Origin of the sequence: Roseobacter sp. GAI101 (genome assembly GCF_000156335.1) — a bacterium.
In the GTDB taxonomy this organism is placed as follows: Bacteria; Pseudomonadota; Alphaproteobacteria; order Rhodobacterales; family Rhodobacteraceae; genus Sulfitobacter.
Window position 1 is genome coordinate 3,073,644 of the sequence record NZ_DS999213.1, and the last position, 24,340, is coordinate 3,097,983.

The 24,340-nt window shown below is 60.6% G+C and carries 21 protein-coding genes and 1 riboswitch; of the genes, 11 read left to right on the forward strand and 10 right to left on the reverse strand.

Going from position 1 to position 24,340, the window contains the following annotated elements:
- The first annotated feature begins 65 nt into the window (after positions 1–65).
- From RGAI101_RS14375 to RGAI101_RS14385, 3 genes are all read left to right on the forward strand, one after another.
- Positions 66–1,115: a HesA/MoeB/ThiF family protein gene (locus tag RGAI101_RS14375; protein WP_008228907.1), complete on the forward strand. Its 1,050-nt coding sequence runs from the start codon at positions 66–68 to the stop codon at positions 1,113–1,115.
- Positions 1,116–1,177: 62 nt separating this feature from the next.
- Positions 1,178–1,609: a DsrE family protein gene (locus tag RGAI101_RS14380; RefSeq protein ID WP_008228656.1), complete on the forward strand. Its 432-nt coding sequence runs from the start codon at positions 1,178–1,180 to the stop codon at positions 1,607–1,609.
- 175 nt (positions 1,610–1,784) lie between these two features.
- A complete protein-coding gene (locus RGAI101_RS14385) occupies positions 1,785–3,800 on the forward strand; it encodes a M3 family metallopeptidase (protein WP_008228138.1) in 2,016 nt (671 codons plus the stop codon).
- 116 nt (positions 3,801–3,916) lie between these two features.
- Here the strand turns inward: RGAI101_RS14385 and RGAI101_RS14390 are convergent, their stop codons facing one another.
- From RGAI101_RS14390 to RGAI101_RS14415, 6 genes are all read right to left on the reverse strand, one after another.
- Positions 3,917–4,849, reverse strand: coding sequence for a 2-hydroxyacid dehydrogenase (locus RGAI101_RS14390; RefSeq protein WP_008229203.1), 933 nt, complete (start codon positions 4,847–4,849; stop codon positions 3,917–3,919).
- 6 nt (positions 4,850–4,855) lie between these two features.
- A complete protein-coding gene (gene rodA, locus RGAI101_RS14395; RefSeq protein ID WP_008228720.1) occupies positions 4,856–5,995 on the reverse strand; it encodes a rod shape-determining protein RodA in 1,140 nt (379 codons plus the stop codon).
- Positions 5,992–7,935, reverse strand: a complete 1,944-nt coding sequence (mrdA, locus tag RGAI101_RS14400; protein WP_008228003.1) for a penicillin-binding protein 2 — start codon at positions 7,933–7,935, stop codon at positions 5,992–5,994. The genes rodA and mrdA overlap by 4 nt, the downstream gene beginning before the upstream one ends.
- A gap of 16 nt (positions 7,936–7,951) precedes the next feature.
- Positions 7,952–8,491, reverse strand: coding sequence for a hypothetical protein (locus RGAI101_RS14405; RefSeq protein ID WP_008225855.1), 540 nt, complete (start codon positions 8,489–8,491; stop codon positions 7,952–7,954).
- Positions 8,488–9,393: a rod shape-determining protein MreC gene (gene mreC / locus RGAI101_RS14410; protein WP_037228376.1), complete on the reverse strand. Its 906-nt coding sequence runs from the start codon at positions 9,391–9,393 to the stop codon at positions 8,488–8,490. The genes RGAI101_RS14405 and mreC overlap by 4 nt, the downstream gene beginning before the upstream one ends.
- A gap of 73 nt (positions 9,394–9,466) precedes the next feature.
- On the reverse strand, positions 9,467–10,513 hold the full coding sequence (locus RGAI101_RS14415; RefSeq protein WP_008225554.1) for a rod shape-determining protein: 1,047 nt from the start codon (positions 10,511–10,513) through the stop codon (positions 9,467–9,469).
- 175 nt (positions 10,514–10,688) lie between these two features.
- Between RGAI101_RS14415 and RGAI101_RS14420 the strand changes: the two genes are divergently transcribed.
- The gene (locus tag RGAI101_RS14420) at positions 10,689–11,270 is read left to right on the forward strand and encodes a VOC family protein (RefSeq protein ID WP_008225483.1); all 582 of its coding nucleotides are present in this window, start codon (positions 10,689–10,691) and stop codon (positions 11,268–11,270) included.
- A 34-nt stretch (positions 11,271–11,304) separates the two neighbouring features.
- On the opposite strand, the gene RGAI101_RS14425 is transcribed toward RGAI101_RS14420, so the two are convergent.
- Complete coding sequence (locus RGAI101_RS14425) at positions 11,305–12,876, reverse strand: 2-isopropylmalate synthase (protein WP_008227520.1); 1,572 nt, start codon at positions 12,874–12,876, stop codon at positions 11,305–11,307.
- A 265-nt stretch (positions 12,877–13,141) separates the two neighbouring features.
- Here RGAI101_RS14425 and RGAI101_RS14430 point away from each other — a divergent pair, with 265 nt between their 5' ends.
- Together RGAI101_RS14430 and RGAI101_RS14435 are read left to right on the forward strand one after the other, a co-directional pair.
- Positions 13,142–13,807, forward strand: coding sequence for an SDR family NAD(P)-dependent oxidoreductase (locus RGAI101_RS14430; protein WP_008225551.1), 666 nt, complete (start codon positions 13,142–13,144; stop codon positions 13,805–13,807).
- Positions 13,801–15,330, forward strand: a complete 1,530-nt coding sequence (locus tag RGAI101_RS14435; protein ID WP_008225096.1) for a cryptochrome/photolyase family protein — start codon at positions 13,801–13,803, stop codon at positions 15,328–15,330. Before RGAI101_RS14430 ends, RGAI101_RS14435 begins: the two co-directional genes overlap by 7 nt.
- A gap of 86 nt (positions 15,331–15,416) precedes the next feature.
- Here the strand turns inward: RGAI101_RS14435 and RGAI101_RS14440 are convergent, their stop codons facing one another.
- Together RGAI101_RS14440 and RGAI101_RS14445 are read right to left on the reverse strand one after the other, a co-directional pair.
- Positions 15,417–15,767: an antibiotic biosynthesis monooxygenase family protein gene (locus tag RGAI101_RS14440; RefSeq protein WP_008226810.1), complete on the reverse strand. Its 351-nt coding sequence runs from the start codon at positions 15,765–15,767 to the stop codon at positions 15,417–15,419.
- Positions 15,764–17,146, reverse strand: coding sequence for an MORN repeat-containing protein (locus RGAI101_RS14445; RefSeq protein WP_008226470.1), 1,383 nt, complete (start codon positions 17,144–17,146; stop codon positions 15,764–15,766). Before RGAI101_RS14445 ends, RGAI101_RS14440 begins: the two co-directional genes overlap by 4 nt.
- Positions 17,147–17,328: 182 nt before the next feature.
- Between RGAI101_RS14445 and RGAI101_RS14450 the strand changes: the two genes are divergently transcribed.
- The 3 genes from RGAI101_RS14450 to RGAI101_RS14460 all read left to right on the forward strand — a co-directional run bounded on the left by RGAI101_RS14450 (position 17,329) and on the right by RGAI101_RS14460 (position 21,873).
- Positions 17,329–18,987: an NAD+ synthase gene (locus RGAI101_RS14450; RefSeq protein ID WP_008227593.1), complete on the forward strand. Its 1,659-nt coding sequence runs from the start codon at positions 17,329–17,331 to the stop codon at positions 18,985–18,987.
- A 66-nt stretch (positions 18,988–19,053) separates the two neighbouring features.
- A complete protein-coding gene (gene gltX / locus RGAI101_RS14455) occupies positions 19,054–20,379 on the forward strand; it encodes a glutamate--tRNA ligase (RefSeq protein ID WP_008226499.1) in 1,326 nt (441 codons plus the stop codon).
- Positions 20,380–20,475: 96 nt separating this feature from the next.
- Positions 20,476–21,873: an MATE family efflux transporter gene (locus RGAI101_RS14460; RefSeq protein WP_008226974.1), complete on the forward strand. Its 1,398-nt coding sequence runs from the start codon at positions 20,476–20,478 to the stop codon at positions 21,871–21,873.
- Here the strand turns inward: RGAI101_RS14460 and RGAI101_RS14465 are convergent.
- A complete protein-coding gene (locus tag RGAI101_RS14465; RefSeq protein ID WP_037228382.1) occupies positions 21,853–22,407 on the reverse strand; it encodes a gamma-glutamylcyclotransferase family protein in 555 nt (184 codons plus the stop codon). The two genes, RGAI101_RS14460 and RGAI101_RS14465, sit on opposite strands and share 21 nt — an antisense overlap.
- Positions 22,408–22,544: 137 nt before the next feature.
- Positions 22,545–22,631: riboswitch (glycine riboswitch) on the forward strand.
- A 156-nt stretch (positions 22,632–22,787) separates the two neighbouring features.
- On the opposite strand from RGAI101_RS14465, the gene gcvT reads away from it, so the two are divergent.
- Both gcvT and gcvH read left to right on the forward strand, forming a co-directional pair.
- Positions 22,788–23,912: a glycine cleavage system aminomethyltransferase GcvT gene (gene gcvT / locus RGAI101_RS14470; protein ID WP_037228385.1), complete on the forward strand. Its 1,125-nt coding sequence runs from the start codon at positions 22,788–22,790 to the stop codon at positions 23,910–23,912.
- Between the two features lie 18 nt (positions 23,913–23,930).
- The gene (gene gcvH / locus RGAI101_RS14475; protein ID WP_008225285.1) at positions 23,931–24,290 is read left to right on the forward strand and encodes a glycine cleavage system protein GcvH; all 360 of its coding nucleotides are present in this window, start codon (positions 23,931–23,933) and stop codon (positions 24,288–24,290) included.
- Positions 24,291–24,340: the final 50 nt, after the last annotated feature.

Below are 24,340 nucleotides of genomic sequence, written 5' to 3' on the forward strand. Positions count from 1 at the left end.
GTGCGGGGGCCCATGCGCCGATACGAAAAACAGCAATTCAGTCCTTTGACCAGCGGAGCGTTTTGATGCTGTTGGTGTTTATTCTTGCCGCTGTCATCTGGTTCGCCGGGGCCGCGATGGGCCAGTCGCGTGATACACGTTTCAAGGTCTTGGGCGCATTGTTCGGGGCGGTGATTGGCCTGAATGTGCTCTTGCCGCCCTTGCATCCCTTGCGCGTGGCCACGGGGGGCAGCGCGGCACCCTGGTTGCTATTGACGGGCTTCATCTTGATCGTTCTTGGGTATCGCTGGGGGCTGAACCGGCTGCGCGCCAGGACCAAGCCGGTCACCGAAAAGCCAGCGCAAAGCGGCGCGTTTTCGGAAACTGAACTGAACCGCTATGCCCGCCATATCGTCCTGCGCGAGGTCGGAGGAGCCGGTCAAAAGGCGCTGAAAAATGCCAAGGTACTGGTGATTGGCGCGGGGGGGCTGGGGGCCCCGGTGTTGCAATACCTTGCGGCGGCAGGAGTGGGCACGATTGGTGTGGTCGACGATGATACGGTCGAGAATGCGAACCTTCAGCGCCAGGTCATCCACAAGGACAGCGCCATCGGCATGCCCAAGGTCTTTTCGGCCCAGGCCGAGATGGAGGCGCAGAACCCCTTTGTCACCGTGCGGCCCTATCACCGTCGTCTGGACGAGGAGATCGCTGCAGACCTGATCGGGGACTACGATCTGGTGCTGGATGGCACCGACAATTTCGAAACCCGCTATCTGGTCAACCGTGCCTGTGTGGCCGCTGGCGTTCCGTTGATTTCAGGGGCACTCAGCCAATGGGAAGGACAGTTGAGCGTGTTTCACCCGGCCTCGGGCGGGCCCTGCTACCAATGTATTTTTCCCCGTGCGCCCGCTGCCCATCTGGCCCCGTCCTGTGCGCAGGCGGGGGTCATTGGCCCATTGCCGGGCGTGATTGGTGCGATGATGGCCGCCGAGGCGATCAAGCTGATCACCGGGGCCGGCGCGCCGCTGCGGGGACAGATGCTGATGTATGATGCGTTATATGGTGAAAATCGCGTGATCGGGGTCAGCCAGCGCGCGGATTGCTCTGTCTGCGGGGCGGTTTCCGAAGAGGACTGAAAAACCGCTGCATTGCCGGAAAAGACCGCTACAGTCCCTTCATCTAACAGGAGGAGATTTCCATGAAACGATTCGCACTGGCCGCCGCACTGGCCTTGACCCCGCTTGCTGCACTTGCCGAAGGCATGGCCCATAAGGTTGCCATCCACGTCGATCAGAATGACCCGCAGGTGATGAATATGGCGCTTAACAACGCCCAAAACGTCGCCAGCTATTACGAGAGCCAGGGCGATACGGTCACGATCGAATTGGTGACCTATGGCCCCGGTCTGAATATGCTGGTCGCTGACAAAAGCCCGGTAGCGCAACGTATTTCCACCATGTCGCTTGAAATGGAGAACATCACATTTTCGGCCTGCGCCAATACGATGGCGGGGATGAAGAAGAAAACCGGCCATGATGTCGTGCTGATGTCCGAGGCGGTTGTCGTGCCGTCGGGCGTCGTGCGTTTGATTGAGCTGCAAGAAGACGGCTTTGCCTATGTCCGTCCTTGATCGGACATCCCGCCCCGACGGAGTACCATTCGTCGGGGCGGGTTTTAAAAGGCACGCCGTTGCGTTCGGGCGGCGGTGACCTCAAGATTCTGGGCTGGTGCAGGCCCCGAGTTTTCGCGTCGGTGATTGCAACCTCCTGTCTCGGCACCTACCTTGTTGGGCAAAGGAGAACACCATGACAAACCCGCTGCTGAGCGACTGGGACACACCATTTGAACTGGCCCCGTTCGACAAGATTTCCGACGATGATTTCGAACCCGCGCTGGAAGAGGCGCTGGCCACCCATCGTATGGAGATTGATGCGATTGCATCCTGCGACGTGGCCCCCAGTTTCGGCAACACGATTGAAGCACTGGAAGAAGCAGGCAGCCAGCTTGACCGCGTGTTGGGCGTATTCTTTACGGTTGCGGGGGCGGACAGCAATCCGGCCCGCGAAGACCTTCAGCGCAAGTTCTCGCCTTTGCTGGCCGCGCATTTTTCCGAAATCTCGAGCAATAAACAACTGTTTAGCCGCGTGGCGGACGTATGGGCGAACAGGGACAGCCTTGATTTGACGCCTGAGCAGGCCCGCGTCCTGATGCTGACGCATCGGGGGTTTGTGCGTTCGGGGGCCGCGTTGGACGGGGTGGACGATGCACGGATGAAGGAGATCAAAGGACGGCTTGCCGTTCTGGGCACCCAGTTCACGCAGAACCTGCTGGCGGATGAACGGTCGTGGTTCATGAAACTGGACGAAGCCGATTTGGAAGGCCTGCCGGACTTTGTCGTTGATGCGGCCCGCAGCGCAGGTGAGGAAAAAGAGGCTGGTGGCCCGGTGATCACCCTGTCGCGGTCCTTGATCGTTCCGTTCCTGCAATTCTCGCCGCGGCGCGATCTGCGCGAACGCGCATTTCTGGCGTGGCAGGCCCGCGGTGCGAATGACGGTGAGACGGATAACCGTGCCATCGCCGCCGAAACGCTGGCCCTGCGCGAAGAGCGCGCCAAGCTGTTGGGCTACAGGAACTTTGCAGCCTTCAAGCTCGAGACCGAAATGGCAAAGACGCCAGATGCGGTGCGCCAGCTTTTGATGGATGTGTGGGAGCCCGCCAAGGCCCAAGCGGAATCGGATGCCGCAGTACTGACCGAAATGATGCACGCAGACGGGGTGAACGGCGATCTGGCCCCTTGGGACTGGCGGTATTACACGGAAAAGCGTCGGATCGCCGAGCATGACCTGGATGAGGCCGCGTTGAAACCGTATTTCCAGTTGGACCGGATGATTGACGCGGCCTTTAGCTGCGCCACCCGTTTGTTCTCTCTCGAATTCGCACCTCTTGATGTGCCGCTCTATCATCCGGATTGCAGAGCCTGGGAAGTGACGCGCAACGGGGAACATGTAGCGGTGTTCATCGGCGACTATTTCGCGCGAGGGTCCAAGCGATCCGGCGCGTGGTGTTCGGCGATGCGGGCGCAGGCAAAATTCCCCGACGTTCAATCGCCTGTCGTGATCAACGTCTGCAACTTTGCCAAGGGCTCGCCTGCGCTGTTGTCTTATGACGACGCGCGCACTCTGTTTCACGAGTTTGGCCATGCGCTGCACCAGATGCTGTCAGATGTGACCTACGAATCCGTCAGCGGTACATCCGTTGCGCGCGACTTTGTGGAGTTGCCCAGCCAGCTTTACGAACACTGGCTGGAGGTGCCCGAGGTGCTTGGTGAGTTTGCGACCCACGCCAAGACAGGTGCAGCGATGCCGAAGGAGATGTTGGACAAGGTCCTTGGGGCAGCAAATTTCGACATGGGCTTTTCCACGGTGGAATATGTGGCCTCCGCCCTCGTGGATTTGGAGTTTCATGATGGCGGTGCCCCGGTTGACCCCATGGAAAAGCAGGCCGCCGTTCTGGCGTCTTTGGGGATGCCCTCTGCGATCACGATGCGCCATGCGACGCCGCAATTCGCGCATGTCTTTTCGGGGGATGGTTATTCCAGCGGCTATTACAGCTACATGTGGTCAGAGGTGATGGATGCCGACGCGTTTGAGGCGTTCGAAGAGGCGGGGGGGCCCTTTGATCCCGAACAGGCCAACGCGCTGGAGAAGCATATCCTTTCCGCCGGTGGCAGCATGGACGCGGCAGAGCTTTACACTGCCTTCCGCGGGCGTTTGCCGGGGGTTGAGGCTTTGCTGAAGGGGCGTGGCCTGAAAGCCGCGTAGGACAAAGAACTTTTATGCCTTCGGCGAGAGTTTAAGGGCAAAATGAAGTTGGGGCACATCGCTTCAGCTTCATTTTGCTAAATAAACTCAAAAACCGAAGCTCTCGGCCGGGCCTTTCAGTAGCCCAGATTGCGATCGACCAGATGCAGGAACTCTTCTTGAGCCTGACCACGGCGAATATTGTCGACGATTACTTTTGACGCGGTAGTCGCCCTGGTTTCGGCGGCGATGTGGGGGGTTACCGTGACCTTGGGATGCGCCCAGTAGGGGTGGTCTTTGGGGAGGGGTTCAATCCGGAAGACATCTAGGGTCGCATGGGCGATTTGACCGCTGTCGAGCGCGGCAAGGAGCGCATCGTCGTCAATCAATGGACCCCGGCCAGGGTTGATGATGAACGCGCCCTTTGGCATCAGCGCCAGTGTTTCTGCGTTCAGCGTGTTTTCCGTAGCGGATGTGTTCGGCAGGAGGAGTACCGCAATCTCAGCTGTGCTGAGGGCTTGCTTCAATCCTTTCGCCCCGTTCAGGCAGGTGACGCCAGGCACGTCTTTCGGGCTGCGCGACCATCCGGTGACGTTGAAACCCAAGGAGACAAGCGTTTCGGACACGGCCGTGCCCAAAGCCCCAAGGCCAAGGATCGTGATATTGCGTTCCTGGGCCAACGGAGGCGTGCGCGGTACCCAGGTGGCGTCGGTCTTGAGGATGTCGGTATCAAGGCCAAGGTGATAGCGCATCACATGGCCAGTCACCCATTCCACCATACCCTTGGTCAGGCCCGGGTCGACCATGCGTGCCAGCGGGATCTTCAACGTCGGGTTGCCGGTGATGTTTTCAACACCGGCCCACAGGTTCAGCACTGCCTTTGCGCGGATGTAGGGCGTGAAATCCTGCAAGGTGCTGTTGGGCGCGTAGATAATGTAATCAACATCTTCGGGTGCAATATCGGTGCTGAGATGCGCATCGATCCCCTCGTCCTTCAGTGCCGCCCGCAAGGGTTTTTCATAGGTTGTCCAGCGTTCTGGGCGGGCGGCAAATAGGATATTCAGGGGCATTCAGTTCTACCTTGGACGATGGACATGGGCGGATTGCACCAGCCCGAAGGCCAGCAGAAGCACCAGCATAGCAGAGCCGCCATAGCTGACCAGTGGCAAGGGCACACCAACGACAGGGGCCATGCCCATTACCATCGACATGTTCACGGCGAAGAACAAAAAGAAGTTCAGTGCAACCCCCAACGTCAGCAGGGACGAAAACCGGTCCTTGTTGATCAGGGCGGATGCCACGCAGAAAACGATGATCAGCGCATAGAGCGTCAGCAATGAGACCCCGCCAACAAAGCCGAATTCCTCGGCCAATGTGGTAAAGATGAAATCGGTGTGCTTTTCGGGCAGGAAGTTCAGCCGCGACTGGGTCCCTTGCATGAAACCACGTCCGGTCCACCCGCCAGAGCCGAGGGCGATCTTGGATTGGGTGATGTGATACCCCGCCCCCAGCGGATCGGTGCTGGGGTCGATGAAGGTGTCGATGCGGCGAAACTGGTAGTCCTTCAGCATTTGCCATGGGGTGCCACGCGACTGGAACACTGCCGTCACAAGGCCGAAACCCGCCGTGATGACGACGGCGAAATATGCCCAATGAACCCCCGCCAGAAACATCAATCCGCCGCCTGCCGCGAGCAAAAGCAATGCCGTGCCAAGGTCGGGTTGCTTGAGAACCAGAAAGGTGGGGACCATGATCAGCACCACCGGGATCAGCACCCAGAGCGGTCTTGAGGTTTTCTTGGACGGCAGCCAGTCGTAGTAGGCCGCAAGCATCACCACCAGCGTGATCTTCATCAACTCGGACGGTTGCAGCCGGAAGGAGCCCAGTTCGATCCAGCGCTGCGCGCCCATGCCGACAGCCCCGAACAGTTCCACCCCGATCAGCAGCGTCACCGTTCCAAGATAGGCGACCCCCGCAAGGTTGCGCCACATCCAGATCGGCACCATGCCGACCGCGATCATCAGCCCAAGGCCAAGGGCAAAGCGTTTCATCTGCGGTTCGGCCCATGGGGTAAACGTGCCGCCCGCCACGGAATACAACATCAGAAAGCCGACCCCTGAAACGGTCGCCAGCAAAATTGTCAGCGGCCAATTGAGGTGCAATATCTTTGCCAGCCCCGTGGGGGCGTGTTTGACGCTATATTCAAGATAGCTCATGCTTGGTCTTTTCCGTCTATCGCGGCTTGGGGGCGGACGTCGCGCAAGGTGTTCTGCTGGGTCTTGATCCGCCCGCGATCCGCTGTCGGATAGGCGTCCAGGGGGGGCTCTCCGCCATAGAGGGCCTGTAGCATTACGTCACGCGCGATGGGGGCCGCAGCCGCAGACCCGCCGCCGCCATGTTCCACCAGTACCGACACCGCATAGCGTGGTTTGTCATAGGGCGCGAAGCCCACGAAAAGCGCGTGGTCACGACGTTCCCATGGCAAATCCTGGTTACGGGTCACGCCGCGCGCACGTTCTGCCGCGGTGATGTTACGGACCTGGCTGGTGCCGGTTTTGCCAGCCATGCGCATGTCATCGGCGATGATCCTTGATCTATAGGCCGTGCCGCGTCTGTCGTTGACCACCACATGCATACCCTTGCGGACCTTGCGCATGTTGTTTTCGTTCATGCCCAAAGGTTCGCCCGCGCCCGAGGGCTGTTCGATCCCGTCAATTGATTTGATCAGCCGCGGGGTGACCTCGCGGTTGGTCGCAATCCGTGCGGTCATCACCGCGAGTTGCAGCGGCGAGCTGAGCGTGAAGCCTTGCCCGATCGAGGCATTGACCGTATCCCCGATGACCCAGTCCGCCCCTTTGTTCTGCTGCTTCCATAACTTCGTGGGTGCAAGCCCCGCCGCGACCGATGACAACGGCAGATCATGGCGGATGCCAAGGCCGAAGCGGTTGGACATCGCCGAAATTTTCTCGATCCCGACTTTCAGGGCGAGGTCGTAATAATAGACGTCGCACGACTGCTTGAGCGAATTTTCAAGATCAACCCAGCCGTGGCCGGCGCGCTTCCAACAGTGGAACCTGCGCCCGCCGACCTCGAGGTGGCCGGGGCAGTACACCGTTTCATCCGGCCCGACTATGCCTTCCTCAAGGGCGGCCATGGCAACCATCATCTTGAAGGTCGATCCGGGCGGATAGGTCCCCTGGACGGTCTTGTTGACGAGGGGGCGATACTTCGATTGCAACAGCGGATTGTAATCTGCCGATGAAATCCCGCCGATGAACAGGTTCGGATCATAGCTGGGCGACGAGGCATTGGCGACCAGATCGCCATTCTCGCAATCCACGATCACGACTGCGGCGCTTTCGTCGCCCAGTCTGGCCTGCACATAGTTTTGCAGGTTGGAGTCGATGGTCAGCTGCAAATCAGCACCCGATTGCCCCTCGCGGCGGGCCAGTTCGCGCATCACGCGGCCGGTTGCGTTGACCTCGACCTGTTTGGTGCCTGCGACCCCGCGCAGCAGCGATTCTTCGCGGGCTTCGACATTGATCTTGCCGATCTGGAAACGTGGTATCCGCAGGACAGCGTCGGGGTCTTCCAGCGCGTCCAGATCCGCCTGACTGACGCGGCCCACACGGCCCACGATATGGGCGAAATCCGACCCGCGCGGATACACCCGCGTCAGGCCGACCTCGGGGCTGATGCCGGGCAGGGCGGGGGCGTTCACCGATACGCGGCTGACATCGTCCCAGCTGACATCATCGGCGACGGTCACGGGCAAGAACGGGGCGGAGCGTTTGATTTCGGCCATCGTACGCGCGCGTAATTCGGGATCAAGCGTGATGATCTGGGCAAGGCGGTCCATCACCGCATCCACGTCATCGGCGTCTTCGCGCACCATCACGATCCGGTAGGACGGAGAATTCTGGGCCAACCGTACCCCGTTGCGGTCAAAAATCTCGCCGCGGGCGGGCGGGATCAGGCGGATGTTGATGCGGTTTTCCTCGGCCAGCAGGCGGAACTGGTCAGCCTGATCGACCTGAAGGTAATTCATCCGTGCGGCCAGACCGCCCATGAACAATAGCTGCACGCCGCCCAACAAGGCCGCGCGGCGGCTCAGCTTTGCATGGCTTGCCTCGCTGTCTGCTCTGCTGCGTCTCATGGCTTTGGTTTCCTTGTCATACCCGTTTGCCCATGCCGTCCAGATCGCCCGGTGCCGATTTGCGTATGCCCATCAGCCCGTGCGTGACCAGAACCATCACGGGGTAGAATAGCAGGGTGTTGCCCGTTTCGAAAAGAGTAAGCCCCAGCGGCGGCATGTCGACCAACAAGATCGCGAGGATCAGCCGGTTCGCCGCGGCGATGACGATGATCACACCGCTGACCGTCAGCCATTCGGACACAAACCCGGAATCGCGCAAACCGCGCCCGGAAGATTTCAGGTATTCGCACCCAAGCAGCGCCAACACGGCCCACAGCCCCGGCGGGCGTTGAAACAGCAGATCCGTCAGCAGGAACATTGCGGCAAGGGACACGGCAGGCACGTATTCGGGGCGTCGCAAGCTCCAGGCGCAGGCAAAGCCCAGGATCAGGTCGGGGGCGGCCCACCTGCGCGGCGATGTTTCAAGCGGCAGCAGGTGAAAGAACAGGATCACCACCACAAGCAAGACAAAGCCGGCGCGCATCAGCCACAGGCGGAGGGGCGACAGATCATTCATTGGTCGGGGGCTGCGGGTGGTGCTTGGGTCTGCGCGATGGGGCCGTCCGGTCCGATCACCTGCGCGCTGTCCGAGACGGTTTCACTGCCATTGTGACGCAGAACCCGCAGAAATTCGAGCCGCTCGTAATCGGCGGCAAGGCGCACGCGCAAGCGCCCGCCGGGGTCAGCGGCAACCTGACCGATCAACAAACCGGCGGGGAAAACCCCCCCATCACCAGAGCTGATCACCCGGTCACCGGGGCGCACCAGATCGGGGTTTTCCAGAAAATCGACCGGGGGCGCGCTTGAGTTATCGCCCGCCACGATCGCCCGCTGCCCCGAAGGCTGGATCGTCGCGGGAATGCGGCTGCTGGCGTCGGTCAGCAAAATCACGCGGGCAGTGTTTTGCGCCACACCCGAAATGCGTCCGACCAGGCCGATCCCGTCCATCGCCGCCCAGCCGTCGACCAACCCGTCGCGCGCGCCTACGTTCAGCAGTACCGATTGCCGGAAGGGCGATCCGCTATCGGCCAGAACGACACCGGTGATATAGGTCAGCCGCGGGTCCAGCCGCACATTGTTAAGATCAAGCAGCCGTGCGTTTTCCTGCTCTAGCTGCAATGCCGCCTCTTTCCACGCCTGCATCTGGCGCAGTTCGGACCGCAGTTCCTGATTTTGGTCGGCCAGCCGCTGGTAGCTTTGGAAATCCCGCAACAGGTTCACGGTGCCGGTCACCGGGGCCATCGCCCAATCCAGATTGGGCACGATCCTGTCGGTGATCTGCGCGCGAAACCGTTCAACGCGGGGGCTGTCGATCCGCCACAGCAGGAACACGCCCAGTAGAATCAGGATCAGCACAGCCAGAAGCATGCGGCGCAAGGGGCGTCCGAAGTCGTTCGAAGATGATCGGTCCATGGCCATGCGTCACGTGTTCCCTGCCGGTTGGGCAGGGCCGTCCTGCCGCTGATCGGGCCTTTGCGAAATTCTGCCTGATTTAGCTGTCGTAGTCGATGGCGTGGCGCAGTTGTTTTTCGTATTCCAGCGCTTTGCCGGTGCCCAAAGCCACGCAGTTCAGAGGCTCGTCGGCGACGGAGATCGCCAGACCGGTCTGTTCACGCAGCGCCAGATCCAGATCGCCCAGCAATGCGCCACCACCGGTCAGCATCACGCCGCGGTCGACGATGTCGGCGGCAAGGTCTGGGGGTGTCGTCTCGAGGGCGGTCATCACCGCTTCGCAGATTTGCACGACAGGTTCTGCAAGCGCCTCGGCGATCTGCGCCTGGGTCACTTCGATTTCCTTGGGGACGCCGTTCAACAAATCGCGCCCGCGAATTTGCATCGACGTGCCGCGCCCGTCGTCGGGCATGCGAGCGGTCCCGATAGATGTCTTGATCCGTTCCGCCGTGGTTTCACCGACCAGAAGGTTTTGCTGGCGGCGCAGGTAGCTGATGATCGCCTCGTCCATGCGGTCGCCGCCGACACGGACAGAGCGCGCGTAAACGATGTCGCCCAGCGACAGCACCGCAACTTCGGTCGTACCACCACCGATATCGACAACCATGTTACCGGTCGGGTCGGTGATCGGCATGCCGGCACCGATGGCGGCTGCGATGGGCTCAGCAATCAGGCCCGCGCGGCGGGCACCGGCGGACAGCACCGACTGGCGGATGGCACGCTTTTCAACGGGGGTCGCGCCATGGGGCACGCAGACGATGATCTTGGGCTTCGAGAAGGTCGACCGTTTGTGCACCTTGCGGATGAAGTGCTTGATCATTTCCTCGGCTGTATCAAAGTCGGCAATCACACCTTCGCGCATCGGTCGGATCGCTTCGATGCTGCCCGGGGTCCGGCCCAGCATCAGCTTGGCGTCTTCACCCACGGCGAGCACTTTTTTCACACCGTCCTTGACGTGATAGGCCACCACCGAAGGTTCCGACAAAACGATGCCCTTGCCTTTGACATACACAAGCGTGTTCGCGGTCCCAAGGTCGATTGCCATATCTGACGAGAACAGACCGCGGAAGTTATCAAATATCGACATGAGCAGTGGGACCTTGCAAAAATTCGTATTGGCCCGACGACTCTGATCAGATGCGGACTGTGTCAGGTGTATAGGCGGATGCGCCCCAAGACGAAAGGGGGGTTGACTATCCGGGTGGCATGATGCCGCCGCTGCGCTATTATTTTAAGTAAGCGATAAAGTAAGGGGAGACAAAATGCAGAAAATTCAGGTCATCGGGGTTCATCACATCACGTTGATGGGGGCGGACCGCCAGACAAGCATTGATTTCTGGGAAGGGCTGCTGGGGATGCCGTTCGTCTTTGACCAGCCCAATCTGGACAACCCCGAAGAGGGGCATTTGTATTTCGACCCTGGCGACGGGCGCTTGATCACGATCTTCAGCAACGAAAACCGCAAGCCCGTCCACGACCGCACGCCCACTGATGCGGGCTGCGTGCATCATGTCGCGTTCGAGGTGGACCGCGCCATGTTTGACCAGGTACTCGAGCGCCTCGAAGAACGCGGTATCGGCAATTCGGGGATCAAGGATCGCGGCTTTATGCATTCGATCTATTTCAAGGATCCGCTTGGGTTCTTGATCGAACTGGCCTGCTATACGTTTATTCCGCCGCGCGGATCGTCCCATGCCGAGGTGATGCTGGAGGCGCATAAACTGCGCGTTGCCCGTGGGGACCACCACATCGAACGCCAGCATCTGGCCGATGCAACGGTGATGATCGTAGAGCGGTCACAAAGGTCCCTGTCGGATGACCGGTCGCCAAAGAACCCGTACTGAAAGAAAAAAGGCAGGGTCGAAACCCTGCCTGATCCTACCAACCAGCGTCTTTGTAGCTGATTTCGCGTTTGTCGGTGCCGCCTTTTTCACGGCGCACCAGCAGACGGTTGAGCGCGTGAATATAGGCTTGGGCTGAACTGACGACCGTATCCGTATTGGCGGCCTGTCCGGTCACGATGCGACCGTCTTCCTCAAGCCGGACGGAAACCGTGGCCTGCGCATCGGTACCTTCGGTCACGGCGTTCACCTGATACAGTTGCAGGCGGGCGCTGTGGTCTACCAGTGCCTTGATGCAGTTGAAGGACGCATCGACGGGGCCATCGCCTGTTTGTTCGGTGCTGTGTTCGGCACCATCGACGATCAGCGTCATCTTGGCTACGTTCGGCCCCTCGGTGCCGCAGACAACATGCATGGATTTCAGCTTGATCCGGTCGCTTTCAGGATCGGTCGCTGTGCGCATCAAGGCAATCAGGTCTTCGTCATAGATTTCCTTTTTGCGATCGGCGAGTTCCTTGAACCGCACGAACACATCCTTAAGCTGGTTGTCACCCAATTCGTAGCCAAGGTTCTCCAGCTTGGAGCGCAACGCGGCACGGCCCGAATGCTTGCCCATGACGATATTCGTCTCGGTCAGACCCACATCCTCGGGGCGCATGATCTCGAATGTTTCGGCGTTTTTCAGCATGCCGTCCTGATGGATACCGCTTTCGTGGGCAAAAGCATTTTTGCCGACGATGGCCTTGTTGAACTGCACGGCAAAGCCGGACACGGTCGCAACACGGCGCGAGATGTTCATCAGCTTGGTGCTGTCGACGCGGGTCTGGTAAGGCATGATGTCGTTGCGGACGCGCAAGGCCATCACGACTTCTTCCAGTGCGGTGTTGCCCGCCCGTTCACCAAGCCCGTTGATGGTACATTCGATCTGGCGGGCACCTGCCTCGACGGCCGCAAGGCTGTTGGCGGTCGCCATGCCAAGGTCATTGTGGCAATGGGTGGCAAAGATAATCTCGTCCGCGCCGGGTACGTTTTCCAGCAGCTTGCGGATCAATTCGGCGCTTTCGCGTGGCGCGGTATAGCCGACGGTGTCAGGGATGTTGATCGTGGTGGCCCCGGCCTTGATCGCGATTTCGACGGTCCGGTACAGATAATCCAGCTCTGTCCGGGTGGCGTCCATTGGGGACCATTGCACGTTGTCGCACAGGTTGCGCGCATGGGTGACGGTTTCGTGAATCCGTTCGGCCATTTCATCCATGGTGAGGTTCGGAATGGCGCGGTGCAGCGGGGAGGTGCCGATAAACGTGTGAATGCGCGGTTGGGCTGCGTGTTTCACGGCCTCCCAGCAGCGGTCGATATCGCCAAGCTGCGCGCGGGCCAGACCGCAGATCACCGAATTCTTCGACAGCTTTGCGATCTCGCTAACGGCGGCAAAGTCACCCTCGGAAGCGATGGGAAAGCCCGCCTCGATGATGTCGACACCCATTTCGTCCAGCAGACCGGCGATTTCGATCTTTTCGGCGTGGGTCATGGTCGCACCGGGCGATTGTTCGCCATCGCGCAACGTCGTGTCAAAGATCAAGACGCGGTCTTGTTTGGTCGTATCGGTCATGTTTTGGGTTCTTTCATTCTGCTTTTCAAATCCTTGGCGCGCTGCACATCCCTCTGAGCGGGCGCGCCGGATGGCACGCTCAGAGGCGGATTAGCAGGAGTAGGTTTGCACACAACGACAGCACGCTTGCACGCGTCAATGTCGGTGTATGATCAGCATAAGTCATGGGGCACGTTATACCGCTGCAAACCAAAATGGGAAGAGTTTTTTAGGCGGTTGCGTTTGGGGATATTGAAGGACGCCTTTTGCCTGCTACCTGTGGGCCATGAAACAGATTTTGATTATTGGCGCGTCTGGCGGGGTCGGATCGGCCGTGGCGGATGCGTATACGGCACGCGGCGATCAGGTGACGGGTTTGTCACGGTCGCGCGACGGATTGGACCTGACGGACGAGGCGAGCGTCGAGAGGCATATCGGCGGGCTGGAAGGCCCGTTTGATGTGGTTCTGGTCGCGTCCGGTGCGCTTGAGATTGACGGGGCGGAGCCCGAGAAAACCATCAAGTCCATCAGCCAGAAGGCGATGATGGATCAGTTCGCGTTGAACGCGGTTGGTCCTGCGCTGGTCTTGCGCCATGCGTCCGACCTTTTGCGCCGCGACGGGCGGGGCGTCTTTGCGGTGCTGTCGGCGCGGGTCGGGTCGATTGGCGACAACAGGACCGGGGGCTGGATCAGCTATCGCAGCGCCAAGGCGGCGGTGAACCAGATCGTGCATACCGCGTCGATCGAACTGGCTCGTTCGCATAAACAAAGCATCTGCGTGGCGCTGCACCCCGGTACGGTCAAAACGCCGTTCACCGAAAAATACCTTGCCCGCCATCCGGCGGTCGACGCATCCGAGGCGGCGGAGAACCTGGTGTCGGTGATTGACGGGCTTGAGCCGAAAGACGCCGGCCAGTTCTTTGACTGGGCGGGAAAGCCGGTGCCATGGTAGCGCGGCTGGTTCTGGTCCTTGGCGACCAACTGTCGGAAGGGCTAAGCGCGCTTTGCGCGGCGGACAAGGCGAACGATACAATTGTCATGGCCGAGGTCACGGACGAGGCCAGCTATGTCAAACACCACCCGAAAAAGATCGCGCTGATCTTTGCCGCGATGCGCAAATTCGCCCGCGCGCTTGAGGAGGATGGCTGGACCGTTGCCTATACGCAACTGGATGATACGGAAAATGCAGGGTCTATCGTGGGGGAATTGCTGCGCCGTGCCGAACAGACCGGCGCGACCGAAGTGCTGGCGACAGAGCCGGGCGAATGGCGGCTGATTGACAAGCTGAAATACGCGCCCCTGAAGGTCGAGGTTTTGCCCGATGACCGGTTTCTGTCGTCGCATTCGGAGTTCGAGACATGGGCAGACGGGCGCAAAGCGCTCCGCATGGAGTATTTCTACCGCGAGATGCGGCGCAAGACCGGTCTTTTGATGGAAGGCGACAAGCCCGCCGGCGACAAGTGGAACTTTGACCACGACAACCGCAAGGCCGCGCCGGATGATGTCACCGTTGATGGCCCCCTGCAGTTTGAACCTGACGCCATCACCCGCGAGGTGCTGGAGTTGGTGGCGGCACGCTTTGGCGACAGTTTCGGCGATCTGGAACCGTTCTGGTTTGCCACAACGCGGGCCGAGGCATTGCAGGCGTTGGATCATTTCATCGAACACGCGCTGCCCAGGTTTGGTGACTATCAGGATGCGATGCTGAACGATAACCAGTTTCTGTATCACGCCGTGATCTCGCCTTACCTGAACATCGGCCTGCTTGGTCCGCTCGAAATTTGCGAGGCGGCGGCTGCGGCCTATGCCAAGGGGGATGCGCCGATCAATGCCGTCGAAGGGTTCATCCGGCAGATTATCGGTTGGCGCGAATATGTGCGCGGAATCTATTTCCTCGAGGGGCCTGACTACACGCAGCGCAATGTCCTGGGCCACACGCGGGACTTGCCGTGGTTCTATTGGGGCGGCGAAACCCGAATGAATTGCGTCTCAAAGGCCGTTGCGCAGACCCAAAGCGAAGCCTACGCGCACCATATCCAGCGGCTGATGGTGACGGGCAATTTTGCTTTGCTGGCGGGGATTGATCCGCATCAGGTGCACGAATGGTATCTGGCGGTCTATGCCGATGCGTTTGAATGGGTCGAGGCCCCCAATACCGTGGGGATGAGCCAGTTCGCCGATGGCGGGGTGATCGCGTCAAAGCCCTATGTGTCGTCAGGGGCCTACATCAACCGGATGTCGGACCACTGCAAGGCGTGCCACTATTCCGTCAGTGCCAAGACAGGGGAAAAGGCTTGTCCGTTCAACCTGCTGTACTGGCATTTCCTGGACCGGCACCGGGACAGATTTTCAGGCAATGCGCGGATGGGGAACATGTACCGCACATGGGACCGGATGGATGCTGAAAAGCGCGAGACGGTTCTGGCGGAGGGGGATGATCTGCTAAAGCGCCTGGACGCGGGTGAGGTTATTTAGGCCGATATTGCGTTCCGGAAGAGGTTTTTTGCGCTCCGCGCGGGGGATATTTAAGAGCCAGAGAAGGGGAAGACCCGTCGTGCGAACTAGCCTGCGTCGTGGACCGCGCGGCTGTCTTCGGGGGCCTCGTCGCGGTCGAACATCCCGTAGTCGCGGATCACGTGGGCGATGCGCAGGTGGTAGTCTTGGAAAATAGTGTCGCGGCCCGCTTTTTGTGCGCCGCGGTGGGCTGTGAGTGCACGCCATTCATCAAGCGCAGCTTCGTCGCGGAAGAAGGATATCGACAGCAGCTTGTCCGGGTTGGTCAGCGACTGGAAGCGTTCGACCGAGATGAAGCCGTCGATCCGGTCCACCAAGGGGCGCATCCTGGCGGCCATATCAAGGTAGTCGGCGCGTTTGTCGGGGTGGGGTGAAACCTCGAAGATAACGGCGATCATTCGGACAGCGCGCCGTTGACCCAGTTGCCGGTCGCTTCTTCGCCGGTGCCGTAGCGCATTGTACCGGTGCCCTGGCGTTTGCCGTCCTTGAACATACCCTCGTAGACATCGCCGTTGGCATAGGTCGCGATGCCCTTGCCCGAGATGACGCCGGCGGCCCATTCACCTTCATAGGTAAACCCGTCGGCCATCGTGATCTTGCCGATGCCGTCACGCTGACCGTTGGTGAAGTTGCCAGTGTAGATCGTGCCGTCGGGATAGGTCGCGGTGCCCGCGCCGTGGCGCTGTCCGTCTTTCCATCCGCCCTCGTAGCGGTAGCCATCTGCGTAGGTCATCACCCCCTGGCCGTCGTTGCGGGCGTTCTTGAAATCGCCCTCGTAGACGACGCCGTTGGGGTAGGTCGCGGTGCCGCTGCCTTCGATCACACCGACCGACCATGCGCCCTCGTAGGTGGAGCCGTCGGGATAGGTGATCTTGCCCTGGCCATCTGCCAGATCATCGCGGAATGTGCCGACATAGACGGACCCGTCAGGATAGGTCACCTGACCTTCGCCTTCGATCTGGCCCGCCACCCAGGACCCTGTGTAGACATAGCCGTCGGTCCCGGTGAAGGTGCCCTGACCATCGCGCCGGTCGTCTTTGAACTGGCCCTCGTAGGTGTCGCCATTGGCGTAAGTGACTTTGCCCGTGCCCTGGCGTTGACCGGAAACCAGTTCTCCCTCGTAGACGTCGCCGTTAGGTTGGGTCAGTTTGCCGGTGCCGTCGATCTGGCCGTCCTTCCAGGTGCCCACATAGGTCAGCCCGTCCGGCATCGTCAGCGTGCCTGTGCCGCTGCGCTTGCCAGCCTCGATATCGCCATCATAAACCGCGCCATCCGGATAGGTGATTTTCCCGACGCCCTGTTTGACGCCATCGACCCAGTCACCCTGATATTCATACCCACCCGGTGACTGCATCACGCCCTTGCCGTGGTGCTTGGCGTTGCGGAATGCGCCCTCGTAGCGCACACCATTGGCGTAAAGCGCGATGCCCTGGCCCATGATGGCACCCGCTTGCCATTCGCCCTCGTAGGTGCCGCCGTCGGCAAAGGTGATCAGGCCAAAGCCATCTGGCTTGCCCTTGGAAAAGCTGCCCTCGTAGACCGAGCCATTGGGGAAGCGCGCTACGCCCTGGCCCTTGATCTCTCCGTCGACCCATTCACCGGTGTATTCATAGCCGTTGGGCAGGGTGTATGTGCCTGTCCCGTGCTGAACGCCGCCGCGAAAGGTGCCCTCGTAAATGCCGCCATCGTCATATTGCTTGCTCAGGACATCTGCGTCTTGCGCCACAGCCGAAAAGGGCAGCAGGCTAAGGCAGAAGATCAAGGGGCCAAGGGGCATTCGGGACATGTCACTGCTTTCAAACGGGGGTGGCCAATCGTTGGCTGGCGCATTTGTTAACCATCAGACTAAGCAATGGGCCCCAGCGGGGCAATCGTCTTTTGCGCGCCCAAGCGGTGCTTGGCCTTTCCCTTGCCGCGTGATCTGCTACATCGTGGCGCAAGTTATCGAAGGATTGCCATATGACGTCGCGTTTTCGCATCACGCTGGGCCAGTTGAACCCGACCGTCGGGGACTTGGCCGGAAATGCCGACCTTGCCCGCGATGCCTGGGCAAAAGGCAAGGCGGCTGGCGCTGATCTGGTTGCACTGCCCGAGATGTTCATCACCGGCTACAACGCCCAAGACCTTGTGATGAAGCGCGCGTTTCAACTGGATGTGATGACGCACATCAACGCGCTGGCGGCGGACTGCGCCGATGGGCCTGCGCTGGCAATCGGTGCGCCCTGGGTCGAGGGGGCTGAACTGTATAACGCCTATCTGATCCTCAAGGGCGGGAAGGTGGCAAGCCGCGCCTTCAAGCATAACCTGCCGAATGAAACGGTGTTCGACGAAGTGCGCGTCTTTGACAGCGCACCTTTGGCGGGGCCCTATTCTGTGGGCGACACCCGCATCGGCAGCCCGATCTGCGAAGACGCCTGGCACCCCGATGTAGCGGAAACTCTGGCGGAAACCGGGGCTGAATTCCTGCTGGTTCCAAACGGGTCGCCCTATTATCGCGGCAAGTTCGAGACGCGGCTGAACAACATGGTCGCCCGCGTGGTCGAGACGGAATTGCCGCTGATCTATCTGAACATGGTTGGCGGTCAGGACGATCAGGTGTTCGACGGGGCCAGCTTTGGCTTGAACCCCGGCGGCAAGCTGGCGTTCCAGATGCCGACTTTCGACGCTGAAATCGCCCATGTCGATCTTGAGCAGGGGTCGGAAGGCTGGCGCATCGTTGACGGTCCGAAGGCGCATTTGCCATCCGAATACGAGCAGGATTACCGCGTGATGGTGCAGGGCCTGCGCGACTACATGCGCAAGACGGGTTTCAAGAAAGTATTGCTGGGACTGTCGGGCGGGATCGATTCGGCGATTGTTGCCGCGATTGCAGTCGATGCGCTGGGCGCGGATAAGGTACGCTGCGTGATGCTGCCCTCCGAGTATACCTCGCAGGCATCGCTGGATGATGCCGAAGCTGTCGCCAAGGCGCTGGGCTGCCGCTATGACTATGTGCCGATCAAACAGGGGCGCGCGGCGATCACCGAAACCCTTGCCCCGCTGTTCGAGGGGATGAAGCCCGACCTGACCGAGGAAAACATCCAGTCGCGTTTGCGCGGCCTCTTGCTGATGGCGATGAGCAACAAGTTCGGTGAAATGCTGCTGACCACCGGCAATAAGTCCGAGGTCGCAGTGGGCTATGCCACGATTTATGGCGACATGGCGGGCGGGTATAACCCGATCAAGGACCTGTACAAAACCCGCGTTTTCGAGACCTGCCGCTGGCGCAACGAAAATCACCGCGACTGGATGATGGGGCCTGCGGGCAAAGTCATCACGCCGCGCATCATCGACAAACCGCCCTCGGCGGAACTGCGCGAAGATCAGAAAGACAGCGACAGCCTGCCTGATTACCCCGATCTGGACGCGATGCTGGACATTCTGGTGGATCAGGACGGATCAATCGCCGATTGCGTCGCGGCAGGCTTTGATCGCGACGTGGCCAAGAAGGTCGAACACCTGATCTACATCAGCGAATACAAACGGTTCCAGTCCGCCCCAGGCCCGCGCCTGACCAAGGGAGCCTTCTGGCTGGACCGTCGCTATCCGATCGTGAACCGCTGGCGCGACCCCAGCTGAACGCCGCCTCATTTTCTGGACAATCTGGCCGCGCTGTGACAAGCCAGCGGCCAACAGGAGAACCCAATGACCATCACCCGCTTCGCCCCGTCCCCCACCGGATATATCCACGTCGGCAACCTGCGCACGGCGCTGATGAACTATCTGATCGCCCGCAAGAATGGCGGTACATTTATCCTGCGTATCGACGATACGGACCCGATCCGCAGCAAGGAAGAATACGTCGAGGGGCTGAAAGAAGACCTGACATGGCTGGGCCTGAAGTGGGACCGGGTGGAGCGCCAGTCCGAACGGTTGGACAAATACCGCGCCGCGGCAGACAAGCTGCGCGAAATGGGCCGGTTCTATGAAGCGTGGGAAACGCCGACGGAACTGGACCTGAAGCGCAAGAAGCAGCTGAACATGGGCAAGCCGCCGGTCTACGACCGCGCCGCGTTGAACCTGACCGAAGCGGAAAAGACCAAACTGCGCGAGGAGCGCGGCCCCGGTGTATGGCGCTTCAAGCTGGATCAGGAGCGCATCGAATGGAAAGACGGCATTCTGGGCGATATCTCGATCGATGCGGCGTCGGTTTCCGACCCTGTGCTGATCCGCGCAGATGGTCAGATCTTGTACACGTTGGCGTCGGTCGTCGATGATACCGAAATGGGCGTGACCAACGTGGTGCGCGGATCGGACCACGTGACCAACACGGCGACGCAAATCCAGATCATGAAGGCGCTTGGCGGCACTGTTCCCGAATTTGCGCACCATTCCCTGCTGACCGGCCCGCAAGGCGAAGCGCTGTCCAAACGCCTTGGTGTGCTGGCGCTGCGTGATCTGCGTGCCCGTGGCGTGCAGCCTTTCGCGCTGCTGAGCGTGCTGTCGCGGATCGGGTCGTCTGATCCGGTCGAACTGCGGACCACCATGGAAGATCTGGTCGAAGGGTTCGACATCGGACACTTCAGTTCCGCCCCGACAAAGTTCGACGTCGAGGACCTGTTCCCGATGACTGCCCGCTATTTGCAGACCTTGCCGCTTGAGGCCGTCGCGGATGACATCGCCGCCCTTGGTGTGCCCGAGGACAAGGCGGCGCTGTTCTGGCAGGTGACCCATGAAAACATCACCACGCTGCAAGACCTGAAAGGCTGGTGGGACATGTTCAGCCAAGGGGCCGAGCCGGTGATCGCGGACGAGGATCGCGACTTTATCGCCGAAGCGATGGCGCTGCTGCCTGAGGGTGAATTTGATGAAACCACATGGGGCACGTGGACTGCAGCGGTGAAGGAAAAGACCGGCCGTAAGGGCAAGGGGCTTTTCATGCCACTGCGTCTGGCGCTGACCGGACAGGCGCGCGGACCCGAGATGGCCGCCGTGATGCCACTTTTGCAGGTCGTGAAGGCGCGCGGATGATCGAGCGGGGGCACCGGGACGCAAGTTCGGGAGCCTTCGGCGAGAGTTTATCTGGCAAAATGAAGCCGGAGGAAGACAACAAAAGGCGCGTTCATCATGGCTGATGGGCGCGCCAAATTTTTGTCGGGCAACCTGTTCGGTCATGTGGCGACGATGTCGTTGTTGGCGTCCGTGGGGCTGGTTGCGGTTTTTCTGGTCGATTTCGTCGACATGATTTTCATATCCATGCTGGGCAAGGCGGAACTGGCTGCAGCCGTGGGCTATGCCGGCGCGATTTTGTTTTTCACAACGTCTTTCGGGATCGGCTTGGGGATCGCGGCGGGGGCCTTGGTCGCGCGGGCCTTGGGGCAGGGTGACATGACGTTGGCGCGCGAGCGGACGACCCATGCGCTGTGTTACGGCGCGATCTTCGGGATCGTGTTTGCGGTGTTGGTGTTTCTGGCGCTTGATCCGCTGGTGCATCTGGTCGGCGCGCAGGGCGAGACGGCAGCGTTGGCGGTGCATTTTTTGCAAATCGTCGTGCCGTCGGTGCCTTTTCTGATGCTGGGGATGATGGGCAGTGCGATCCTGCGCGCCCACGGAGACGCGCGCCGTGCGATGATGGCGACCATTGCGGGCGGGATCGTGAATGCGATCCTTGATCCGATCCTGATCTTTGGCCTTGATCTTGATCTGACCGGGGCCGCTTTGGCGTCCTTTGTGGCGCGGGTGGTGATTGCCTATACCGCGCTTATGCCCATCGTGCGTCATTATGGCGGGATTGCGCGGCCCAAGCTGGGCGGCATGTGGCGCGATCTTTTCCCAGTGCTTGCAATTGCGGTGCCCGCGATCCTGACACAGGTCGCGACCCCCGTGGGCCAGGCCTATGTCACGCGCGCCATGGCGGCTTATGGCGAGGATGCCGTTGCGGGAATGGCGATTGTCAGCCGCATGATGCCGGTGGCCTTTGCGGTGATCTTTGCGTTGTCGGGGGCCGTGGGGCCGATCATCGGGCAGAATTTTGGGGCCGGTGATTTGGGGCGCGTGAAGCGGACGTATAACGCGGGCATACTGTTTGCCGCGCTGGTGATCGTGTCGATCTCGGCGCTTTTGTTTCTGACGCGCGGACCATTGGCGGCCCTGTTCGACGCGAGCGGTATCTCTTTGACGCTGATCTTTTTGTTCTGCGGTCCGCTGTCACTGGCGTTTTTCTTTAACGGGGTGCTTTTCGTGTCGAACGCGGCGTTCAACAACATGGGCCATCCGTATTATTCCACCGTCACCAACTGGGGCCGAAACACCGTCGGGATGATCCCGCTGGTGTGGCTGGGCAGTCTTTTGTTCGGCGCGCCGGGGGTGCTGGTGGGTCAAGCGGCAGCGGGGGTGCTGTTTGGCGCGCTTGCCTGGGTGCTGGCCCACCGCATGATCGCGCAAGGCGGGCGGCCAAAGGGGACTGGGCCTGATATCTTTGGCCGCGAGGGCCGGTTGATGGCGCTACTGCACCTGCGCCGCTAGCCGGTCGAGGTTGTCGTCGACCAGCGCTTTTTCCTGTGGGGTCAAGGTCTGGTGCCTTGGGTAGGCGGGGGCCGCGCGGTCGTTCAGCACCGGCGTGTCCCAGCCATGCGTGGTGTCGAAAAACCGCGTGACGCCTTCGGTCCCGTATTCGCGCAGAAACCCCTGAACCACCACATCAAGATAGCTGAGAAGGATGGCGTGATCTCCGCCCGGTTGGCGGTGTCGGGGCGCAATGGAATAATGCGCCATATCGGGGGCGGGCAGGACGTCATGCGCCACGGCACCGCCTGAGCTGATCCGGTCATATCCGAATTCCCGCGCATCAAGGGCGTCCCAGTCGGCACCGGGCACGGCAGCGATCAGACCTTCGACGGTCGTCTGCGGGTCGGGTTCCACGCTCAGGAAAACCACGTCACGCCGGGCTGTCCGCACCCAGACCCGCCGCCAGCCCTGTAGCTGGGCCCTGCGTGCATTGGGATAGGTATGGGTGTTGCGGTTCACGAGGCTGCCATAGCCGAAAAAATAAGGTGTCATGGCAGTCTTTTTCGCCGATGATGCCTGCGATGTCCATCGGGCAGCGCGGACTGCCCAAACTGTCGGCATTCTGAAAAACAAATGACCGTATCTGCGCGACGATACTTGACGCTGCGCCATCATCCGGCATAGCAATAGCCACCGTAACGGGAGAACTGGGACCACCCAGTGCCGAAGGAGCAACCGCCCCGGAAACTCTCAGGCAAATGGACCGTTGCGGGACCGAAACACTCTGGAGAGTGGTGCCACATGCACCCGCCGAAGGGATAACGATCTCAGGCGAAAGGACAGAGGGGGCATTTTGTTGGTCGCATTCCTGCGGCCTGCTGAATGCCAGTTTGGTCCAAGGCCTTCTGGATATGAAAAGAGAGCCTGCGACCATGAGTGATTTGCACCAAACCCCGCTATACGATCTGCATCTGGAACTGGGCGGCAAGATGGTGCCCTTTGCCGGGTATTCGATGCCCGTGCAGTATCCGATGGGGGTGATGAAGGAACACCTGCACACCCGTGCCCATGCCGGTCTGTTCGATGTCAGCCACATGGGGCAGGTCATGCTGACCGGCGCATCCTGGGATGCGGTCGCGACGGCGTTCGAGACGCTTGTGCCGATGGATGTGCTGGGGCTGGGCGACGGGCGGCAGCGCTATGGGTTGTTCACCAACGATGCAGGCGGGATCGAGGATGACCTGATGTTCGCGCGGCGCGGTGACGCCCTGTTCGTGGTTGTGAATGCGGCGTGCAAAGGCGCGGACATCGCGCGGATGAAATCAGCGCTTGAACCCGATGTCACGGTTACGCCGATCACCGATCGCGCCTTGATCGCGTTGCAAGGGCCAGCGGCCGAGGCGGCATTGGCCGCCCTTGATCCGGCAGCGGCAGACATGCGGTTCATGGATTTCCGCACATTGAACCTGGACGGGATCGAGGCATGGGTATCACGGTCCGGCTATACCGGCGAAGACGGCTTCGAGATCTCGGTGCCCGATGCGGATGCGGAAGCACTGGCGCGCCGCTTGCTCGCGATTGACGGGGTCGAGCCGATCGGCCTTGGCGCACGGGATTCCCTGCGCCTGGAGGCCGGGCTGTGTCTGTACGGCAATGACATCGACGCGCAGACCAACCCTGTCGAGGCAAGTCTGACCTGGGCGATCCAGAAGGTGCGCCGCGCCGGTGGCGACCGCGCAGGCGGCTATCCGGGGTCGGAGGTCGTGCAGGCCGCATTCGAGAATGGCGTGACGCAAAAGCGTGTCGGGCTGGCACCGCAGGGCCGCGCGCCGATGCGCGAGGGCACGCAGCTTTATGATGCCGAAGAGGGTGGGCGGCTTGTCGGGGCGGTGACCTCGGGCAGCTTTGGGCCGACTGTCGGCGGGCCTGTTGCCATGGGCTATGTCAGTGATGAATATGCCGGGGTGGATACCGCGCTGTGGGGCGATGTGCGCGGCAAGAGATTGCCCGTACATGTGGCCAAGCTGCCCTTTGTGGCGGCGAATTTCAAACGATAATCAACGAGGGACGAACCGATGAAATTTACTGAAGAACATGAATGGCTGCGCGTCGAGGGTGATGAAATCACCGTTGGCATTACCACCCACGCCGCCGAACAGTTGGGCGATGTCGTCTTTGTCGAACTGCCGTCCGAAGGGACGGTCGTGAGCAAGGATGACGAGGTCGTGGTGATCGAATCCGTCAAGGCAGCGTCCGACATCCTTGCCCCTATCGATGGCGAGATCATCGAGGTGAACAGCGCGCTGACCGATTCCCCCGCCATGGTGAACGACGATCCGCAGGGCGAGGCGTGGTTTTTCAAGATGAAGGCATCGGACCCGAGCCAGATGGACGAATTCATGGATGAAGCCGCATATCTCAAGTTCATCGGGTAAACCGAACAGCCCCGTCGGAGCCTCCGGCGGGGATTTTAGACCATTTGGAA

Coding starts and splice junctions, on each gene's coding strand:
- RGAI101_RS14375 (WP_008228907.1), top strand. CDS start 66: ATGCTGTTGGTGTTTATTCTTGCCGCTGTCATCTGGTTCGCCGGGGCC.
- RGAI101_RS14380 (WP_008228656.1), top strand. CDS start 1,178: ATGAAACGATTCGCACTGGCCGCCGCACTGGCCTTGACCCCGCTTGCT.
- RGAI101_RS14385 (WP_008228138.1), top strand. CDS start 1,785: ATGACAAACCCGCTGCTGAGCGACTGGGACACACCATTTGAACTGGCC.
- RGAI101_RS14390 (WP_008229203.1), bottom strand. CDS start 4,849: ATGCCCCTGAATATCCTATTTGCCGCCCGCCCAGAACGCTGGACAACC.
- rodA (WP_008228720.1), bottom strand. CDS start 5,995: ATGAGCTATCTTGAATATAGCGTCAAACACGCCCCCACGGGGCTGGCA.
- mrdA (WP_008228003.1), bottom strand. CDS start 7,935: ATGAGACGCAGCAGAGCAGACAGCGAGGCAAGCCATGCAAAGCTGAGC.
- RGAI101_RS14405 (WP_008225855.1), bottom strand. CDS start 8,491: ATGAATGATCTGTCGCCCCTCCGCCTGTGGCTGATGCGCGCCGGCTTT.
- mreC (WP_037228376.1), bottom strand. CDS start 9,393: ATGGCCATGGACCGATCATCTTCGAACGACTTCGGACGCCCCTTGCGC.
- RGAI101_RS14415 (WP_008225554.1), bottom strand. CDS start 10,513: ATGTCGATATTTGATAACTTCCGCGGTCTGTTCTCGTCAGATATGGCA.
- RGAI101_RS14420 (WP_008225483.1), top strand. CDS start 10,689: ATGCAGAAAATTCAGGTCATCGGGGTTCATCACATCACGTTGATGGGG.
- RGAI101_RS14425 (WP_008227520.1), bottom strand. CDS start 12,876: ATGACCGATACGACCAAACAAGACCGCGTCTTGATCTTTGACACGACG.
- RGAI101_RS14430 (WP_008225551.1), top strand. CDS start 13,142: ATGAAACAGATTTTGATTATTGGCGCGTCTGGCGGGGTCGGATCGGCC.
- RGAI101_RS14435 (WP_008225096.1), top strand. CDS start 13,801: ATGGTAGCGCGGCTGGTTCTGGTCCTTGGCGACCAACTGTCGGAAGGG.
- RGAI101_RS14440 (WP_008226810.1), bottom strand. CDS start 15,767: ATGATCGCCGTTATCTTCGAGGTTTCACCCCACCCCGACAAACGCGCC.
- RGAI101_RS14445 (WP_008226470.1), bottom strand. CDS start 17,146: ATGCCCCTTGGCCCCTTGATCTTCTGCCTTAGCCTGCTGCCCTTTTCG.
- RGAI101_RS14450 (WP_008227593.1), top strand. CDS start 17,329: ATGACGTCGCGTTTTCGCATCACGCTGGGCCAGTTGAACCCGACCGTC.
- gltX (WP_008226499.1), top strand. CDS start 19,054: ATGACCATCACCCGCTTCGCCCCGTCCCCCACCGGATATATCCACGTC.
- RGAI101_RS14460 (WP_008226974.1), top strand. CDS start 20,476: ATGGCTGATGGGCGCGCCAAATTTTTGTCGGGCAACCTGTTCGGTCAT.
- RGAI101_RS14465 (WP_037228382.1), bottom strand. CDS start 22,407: ATGACACCTTATTTTTTCGGCTATGGCAGCCTCGTGAACCGCAACACC.
- gcvT (WP_037228385.1), top strand. CDS start 22,788: ATGAGTGATTTGCACCAAACCCCGCTATACGATCTGCATCTGGAACTG.
- gcvH (WP_008225285.1), top strand. CDS start 23,931: ATGAAATTTACTGAAGAACATGAATGGCTGCGCGTCGAGGGTGATGAA.